5 protein-coding genes and 1 pseudogene are annotated in these 6,074 nt (G+C 67.2%); all 6 read left to right on the forward strand.

Features of this window, described 5'->3' with window-relative positions; translation table 11 throughout:
• Positions 1-139, forward strand: a pseudogene (locus tag NBY69_RS37005) (IS256 family transposase); the annotation flags it as partial.
• Positions 140-303: 164 nt separating this feature from the next.
• Complete coding sequence (locus NBY69_RS37010; RefSeq protein ID WP_250306669.1) at positions 304-543, forward strand: hypothetical protein; 240 nt, start codon at positions 304-306, stop codon at positions 541-543.
• 14 nt (positions 544-557) lie between these two features.
• Positions 558-3,224, forward strand: coding sequence for a DEAD/DEAH box helicase (locus NBY69_RS37015; RefSeq protein WP_250306670.1), 2,667 nt, complete (start codon positions 558-560; stop codon positions 3,222-3,224).
• Between the two features lie 627 nt (positions 3,225-3,851).
• Positions 3,852-4,817, forward strand: a complete 966-nt coding sequence (locus NBY69_RS37020) for a hypothetical protein (protein ID WP_250306671.1) — start codon at positions 3,852-3,854, stop codon at positions 4,815-4,817.
• Positions 4,818-4,929: 112 nt separating this feature from the next.
• On the forward strand, positions 4,930-5,499 hold the full coding sequence (locus NBY69_RS37025; protein ID WP_250306672.1) for a GNAT family N-acetyltransferase: 570 nt from the start codon (positions 4,930-4,932) through the stop codon (positions 5,497-5,499).
• A 112-nt stretch (positions 5,500-5,611) separates the two neighbouring features.
• On the forward strand, positions 5,612-5,959 hold the full coding sequence (locus NBY69_RS37030; protein ID WP_250306673.1) for a hypothetical protein: 348 nt from the start codon (positions 5,612-5,614) through the stop codon (positions 5,957-5,959).
• The last annotated feature ends 115 nt before the right edge of the window (positions 5,960-6,074 follow it).

Here is a 6,074-nt window from a genome sequence, read left to right on the forward strand (position 1 = left end):
GCTGAAGTGCGTCTACCTCGCGGTGATGAGCCTGGACCCCAAGGGCACCGGAAGCAAGCGCTGGACCATGCGCTGGAAAGCCGCACTCCAAGCCTTCGACATCACCTTCGACGGCCGGCTCACCGCCGGACGCCGATAGAAACAATCAACCGAGTCCCACCGTTCGCTGTACAGACCCTGGCCGAGGTGTGGAAGGCCAGGCATGCGGAGTGGCGGCGGGTCCGGGACTGGGTCGCCGCCGCTGGAACGGCTACGTATGCCCCTGAACAGAACAGCGTAGGCAGTGCATGGGCCCGTGAGCGTGTGGAGCGGCGTGCCGCCGTTCTCGCCGGCCACGCGGCCTGGATGGAGCAGCGGCGCGAGGCGAGGGACGAACTCGGTGCGGAGGTCTGGCTGGATGCCTCCACCGGCCGACGGCTCCGTGCGGTGGCCGAGGGCACGGGACTCGCCGCGGAGCAGGCCCTCGCCCAGCTCGCGCAGCACGTCGTGCTCCGCCCGGACGGCACCTTCCCCGTTCCGCTTTTCACTCCGGTCAATTCCTAGAAAAGGAACAGGGAATGTCTGCTATTCAGCTTCGGGAACACCAGGTGGATGCGAATGCGCGTATCCGGAAGTGGGTGGGGTTCCCTGCAAGAACGGCTGTGCCGGAGGGTGGTGCCCGTGCCACGGTCGTGTCGGCGACCGGGTCCGGCAAGACCATCACGGCCGCCTGGGCCGCGCTCGACAACTTCCGGGACGGGCGGATCCTCGTCATGGTCCCCACCCTGGATCTGCTCGTGCAGACCGCTCTGGTGTGGCGCCGAGTCGGGCACCAAGCGCCGATGGTCGCGGTGTGTTCGCTGGAAAAGGACGACGTCCTGGAGGCGCTCGGGGTGAACACGACCACGAACCCGATCCAGCTCGCCCTGTGGGCGGGACACGGGCCGGTCGTCGTGTTCGCCACGTACGCCTCCCTCGTGGACCGGGAAGACATCGATGCCCCCTTGGGTCAGGAGAAGGTGCGGGGTCCGCTGGAGGCTGCTCTCGCGGGCGGGGAGCGGCTGTTCGGTCAGTCCATGAGCGGCTTCGACCTCGCCATCATTGACGAGGCGCACTCTACGGCGGGTGATCTTGGCCGTCCGTGGGCGGCGATCCACGACAACGCCCGCATCCCGGCCGCCTTCCGGCTCTACCTCACCGCCACGCCCCGGATCCTGGCGTCGCCTCGGCCGCAGAAAGGGAAGGACGGCAAGGAGCTGGAGATCGCAAGCATGTCCTCCGATCCGGCAGGCCCCTACGGCGAGTGGATTTTCGAGCTGGGGCTCTCGGAGAGCGTCGAACGGGGCGTACTGGCCGGCTTCGAGATCGACGTGATCGAGATCCGCGACCCGGAGCCGGCCCTCGGCGTGTCGGAGGATGCGCTGCGCGGCCGGCGCCTCGCCCTCCTCCAGACCGCGCTCCTGGAGCACGCCGCCGCGCACAACCTCCGCACCGTGCTGACCTTCCACCAGCGGGTCGAAGAAGCCCGAGCCTTCGCGGAGAAGCTCCCCGAAACCGCCGCCGAGCTCTACGCCACCGAAGCATCCGACCGATTCCTCAACGACGCCGCCAAACTGCCGGCATCCTCGATCAAGGCAGAGCTCTACGACCTGGAGCCCTACCGGCACGTCCCGCCGGACCGCGTCTGGGCGCAGTGGTTGTGCGGCGACCACCTCGTCTCCGAGCGGCGCGAAGTACTCCGCCAGTTCGCCAACGGGATTGATGCGGAGGACCGCCGGGTGCACCGGGCGTTCCTCACCTCCGTACGCATCCTCGGGGAAGGCATCGACATCGTCGGCGAACGCGGCGTCGAGGCCGTCTGCTTCGCCGACACCCGCGGCTCACAGGTCGAGATCGTCCAGAACATCGGGCGGGCACTCCGGCCCAACCCGGACGGGACGACAAAGGTGGCCAGGATCATCGTCCCAGTGTTCCTTCAGCCCGGCGAAGACCCCACCGACATGGTCCCCTCCGCCTCGTATGCACCCCTTGTAGCCCTCCTCCAGGGACTCCGCTCTCATGATGAACGTCTGGTCGAGCAGCTGGCCTCCCGCGCCCTGACACGGAGCAGCAGGGAACGGCCGGTGCACGTTCAGCGGGACGCGGACGGACGGATCATCAGGGCCGAGCGCGAGGGTGAGGGCAAGGTCGTCGAGCAGGAGGACGGGACCGAGGCCGTGGTGGAGTCGGCGTTGCTGCACTTCTCGACGCCGCGTGATCCTGCGACGATCGCGGCGTTCTTGCGGACCCGGGTGTTCCGGCCCGAGTCGCTGGTGTGGCTCGACGGATACCAAGCCCTGCGCCGGTGGCGTGAGGAGCACGAGATCACCGGGCTGTTCGCCGTTCCGTACGACACCATGGTCGAGGCCGGCGTCATCCAGTTCCCGCTCGGGCGGTGGGTCCACCAGCAGCGGCGTGCCCAGCGCGCCGGTGAACTCGACACCTACCGCAAAGAACTCCTCGACCAGGAGGGGATGGTGTGGGAACCGGGGGACGAGGCATGGGAGACGAAACTCGCCGCGCTCCGGTCGTTCCGCCGGGCCCACGGACACCTGGCACCCCGACAGGACGCCGTATGGGGCGAAGCCGACGACGACCTCGTGGCGATCGGACAACTCCTGGCCAACCTGAGGCGTAAAGAGGGCCTCGGCAAAGACCAGGAACGGGCCGAGACACGCGCCATGCAGCTGGCCGCCATCGATGAGGACTGGAACTGCCCATGGCCACTCGACTGGCAACGCCACTACCGGGTCCTCACCGACCTCACCGACACCGAAACCAACGGAACCCTCCCCGACATCCAACCCGGCGTCATCTTCGAAGGCGACGACCTCGGCAAATGGCTCGCACAGCAACGCCGGGCACACACCTGGACACAACTCTCCACCGAGCAGCAAGAACGGCTCTCCAGGCTGGGCGTAACACCCGACAAGCCCGCACCCGCCCCGGTGGCAACACGCGCGGTGAAGGAGTCGAGTGGACTGTCAGCACCGTTCCGGAAAGGAGTCGCAGCCCTCGCCCAATACCTCCACCGCGAAGGACACGAACGACCCATCCCCAGAAAACACGAGGAACCCGTCGACATCGACGGCCAGGAACACATCGTGAAACTCGGCGTCTTCATCAGCAACACCAAAAGCCGACGTGAACGCCTCACCCAGGAACAGCGCGAGGCCCTCGCCCAACTCGGGATGGAATGGGCGTAACACCGGCCACGGCGGGTCCTTGAACCGAGCAGAACGGCACTCACTCCATAAGAACTCTCGGACCCGAGGCAGCGTCACCCACCATGAGATAACGCCTCATAACAGCAAAATCTCTCACCTCATGACAGCGACACCAGACGATCCAAAACCGCTCCGACCAGCAACAACAACCCACGACAACAATCCCCACCACTGACACCAACCCGAGAGATCACACCACGGGCGTCCGAGACGGATCGTTCACCGAGTTTCGACGGCACCCTGCCTTCATCGTGGGCCCGGTCGTGTTCGACAAGGAGGGCCTGTCCGGTGGGGTCCGGCCGATATCGCCTGGCGGGTCGGTGCCCGGGTCGGGCAGGGTGGCGGGTGATGAGCGACGAGTACGAGATGTCATATGCCCACCCCGACTCCGTCGAGGGCCTGCTGCAACGGGGCCGTGGTCTGGGCGCTATCCGAGCTCTCCGCGACCCGCAGGGAGTTGCCGTGTTCGTGTATGACGGAATCCGCTGTGACTGGCGGTTGGACGGGGTCGACGATCGGTCTTTGTACCTGGCACGGCTGATTCTGGACCTGGGGTTGTCCCCAACGCCAATCGTGGACCAGCTGGCGGGGGACGAGGAGGCTTGCGTGCGGGCCTGCGAGGTGCTGGAACTGCTGGCTCTCGCCGGATCGGGCGAAGCTAGGGAGGGGCTTCGGGCGTATGTCAGGCAAGGCGATCACTGGGTCCGCGTACTGGAGTCGGTATCAGCCTGCTGGCCACCGGAGTGGTGGGAAGACCTCCGTGACGTCGCATGTGCTCGGATCGGAGCAGAAGCCGAACTTCCGTGGTTCTCCGAGCCGTGGACGGGGTTCGGGATCGAGGTCCAGAGCCATCCGTTCGTTCCGCGGCCGTCACTGGCCGGGCTCAGCACCGCAGAGCTTTTCGCCCTGCTCGCCGACACCTGTACGGAAGACGCCACGAAGATCGACGCACTGCGTGCACTGAACGGCCGAGAGCCTGCTGAAGGGCTTATCCCGCTGATCCCCTCGTTGGGCACGTCGGACGGCCGCCGGCCCTTGCCCCTGCTCAGGCGGGCCGTTGAGCGCCTGGGCGCCCTCGCCGTACCGGCAGCGCACAGCTGGGCACGGGACGACTGCCCCTGGCTGGTGCAGCTGGGTGCGGACGTCCTGGCCGATCATCCCGGTCCCGAGGCTTTGCTGGGCCTCGTGGAAGAACTCGCCAAGCAGTGGGCGGCGCGGACCTGGTGCGGCCCCGACCGGACAGCCCGGCGCCTGGCCCGATTCGGGCCCGACGCTGCCGAAGCGGTGCCCTACATACGGCGTTTCTGGCTACGCACCCCGCACTCCTACGAGCGACCCGCGTACCTGGAGGCACTCGCCGCCATCGACCGGGGCGGCCTGGACTACATGTACACCGAGTCTCTCTGGGACTGCGAGGAAAGGGCGCGGCTGCTGGGGATCGCCTCGGCACCCGCGAGCCCGGAGACCCTGGGGCGGATCGCCGTACTGCGCGATGATCCGATGGAGACGTCCGAGGTGCGAGCCGCGGCCCGAGCACGGCTGGTGGCCCCTTCCGGCCTGCGTCTGCCCTGAACCTGTTCGAACGAGCAGTTCCCGGCCTCCGATGCCTCCCGCTCTCATGAACAACGGCCTCGGACGAATCCGGGTCCCTCCCGAGCTGCTGAACAGCCGCTGTCGAGACTTCATGAACAAAGCCACCCGTGGCATGGTTACTGCCATGACAGTTGACGCGGTTCCGGGCAGTGAGGTTGTACTCGAGACAAGTCGCCTGCTGCTCAGACCTTGGCGGGTAGCCGAGGCTGTCGTCCAGCGTGAGCTGTGGACCGAACGTGATCCACGAGTGCCGCCGCACCGCCGAATCGACGCGGACGGACACCCCACGGTCGCGGAGCTCGAGGATTCGATCCGCAACAACCAGCTGTGGTCGATCGGGTTGCTGGCGGTCGAGCGGAAGGCCTCTCACGACGTCATCGGCTACTGCGGGCTGGTCGACGGCGGGCGAGGATCGGTAGGGGAACCGGAACTGGCATTCGAGCTGCTACGCCGAGTTTGGCGTCAGGGATACGCGACCGAGGCCTCGTTGGCGGTTCTGGAATGGGCGAGATCATCTGGGTACGAACGTCTGTGGGCCACGGTCTGGGACTGGAACACCGCTTCTCGCCGTGTTCTGGCCAAGGTCGGGTTCACCGAGACCGAGCGGAAGGAAGTGGACGCGGTGTACGGAACCAACCTGTTCACCACGAGACGGCTCTGACGCAGCCCACGTTGGCCTTGCGGACGGCTCCGTACAGTGGTGGCAGGTGTCCCCATGCTGAGTCCGGTCCAGGGCGGCACCCACCGAGTGCGCCAAGTGCGAGGGCACCGACATGATCACCGCCGACGAACCCGTCGTCGTCTTCGAGGGATGGCAGGCCGGCACCGGCTTCGACGGTGAGCCGACCGCCGTACCGGAGCACGTCATCGAGACCCTGCCCTGGACCGAGTTCCTCCAGGGCGGGGCCCGCGGCGATTCAGGCGCTGCGGGCCCCGCAGTTCATCCAGCCTTCGACGCCGCCGAACTGCTGTCGGAACCGGTGGCGATCACCGACGCGGTATACGAGGCTTCGGCGGTCGGCGGGGTCTCCGACCACGGGCTGATGACCTGCCATCCCCCTTGCGCCAGGACCCGGATAGCGGCGGCGGGGTCGAACTCCTCGTCCGCGCCGGTGCAGTAACCCAACGGGCCCTGGACGGGATGGTCCAGGTAGACGTGCCATAGCGAACTACCGCCGGTGGCCGCCGGGCGGCGGCACAGCTACACGTAGCGAGCCTTCTCGTGTGCGCACGGGC

It is taken from the genome of Streptomyces sp. A 4/2, from assembly GCF_940670765.1.
Classification (GTDB): domain Bacteria; phylum Actinomycetota; class Actinomycetes; order Streptomycetales; family Streptomycetaceae; genus Streptomyces.

What these genes read in the sequence shown, in the direction of transcription:
- NBY69_RS37015 (WP_250306670.1), top strand. Translation starts at nt 558, where the DNA reads ATGTCTGCTATTCAGCTTCGGGAACACCAGGTGGATGCGAATGCGCGT.
- NBY69_RS37025 (WP_250306672.1), top strand. Translation starts at nt 4,930, where the DNA reads ATGAACAAAGCCACCCGTGGCATGGTTACTGCCATGACAGTTGACGCG.
- NBY69_RS37030 (WP_250306673.1), top strand. Translation starts at nt 5,612, where the DNA reads ATGATCACCGCCGACGAACCCGTCGTCGTCTTCGAGGGATGGCAGGCC.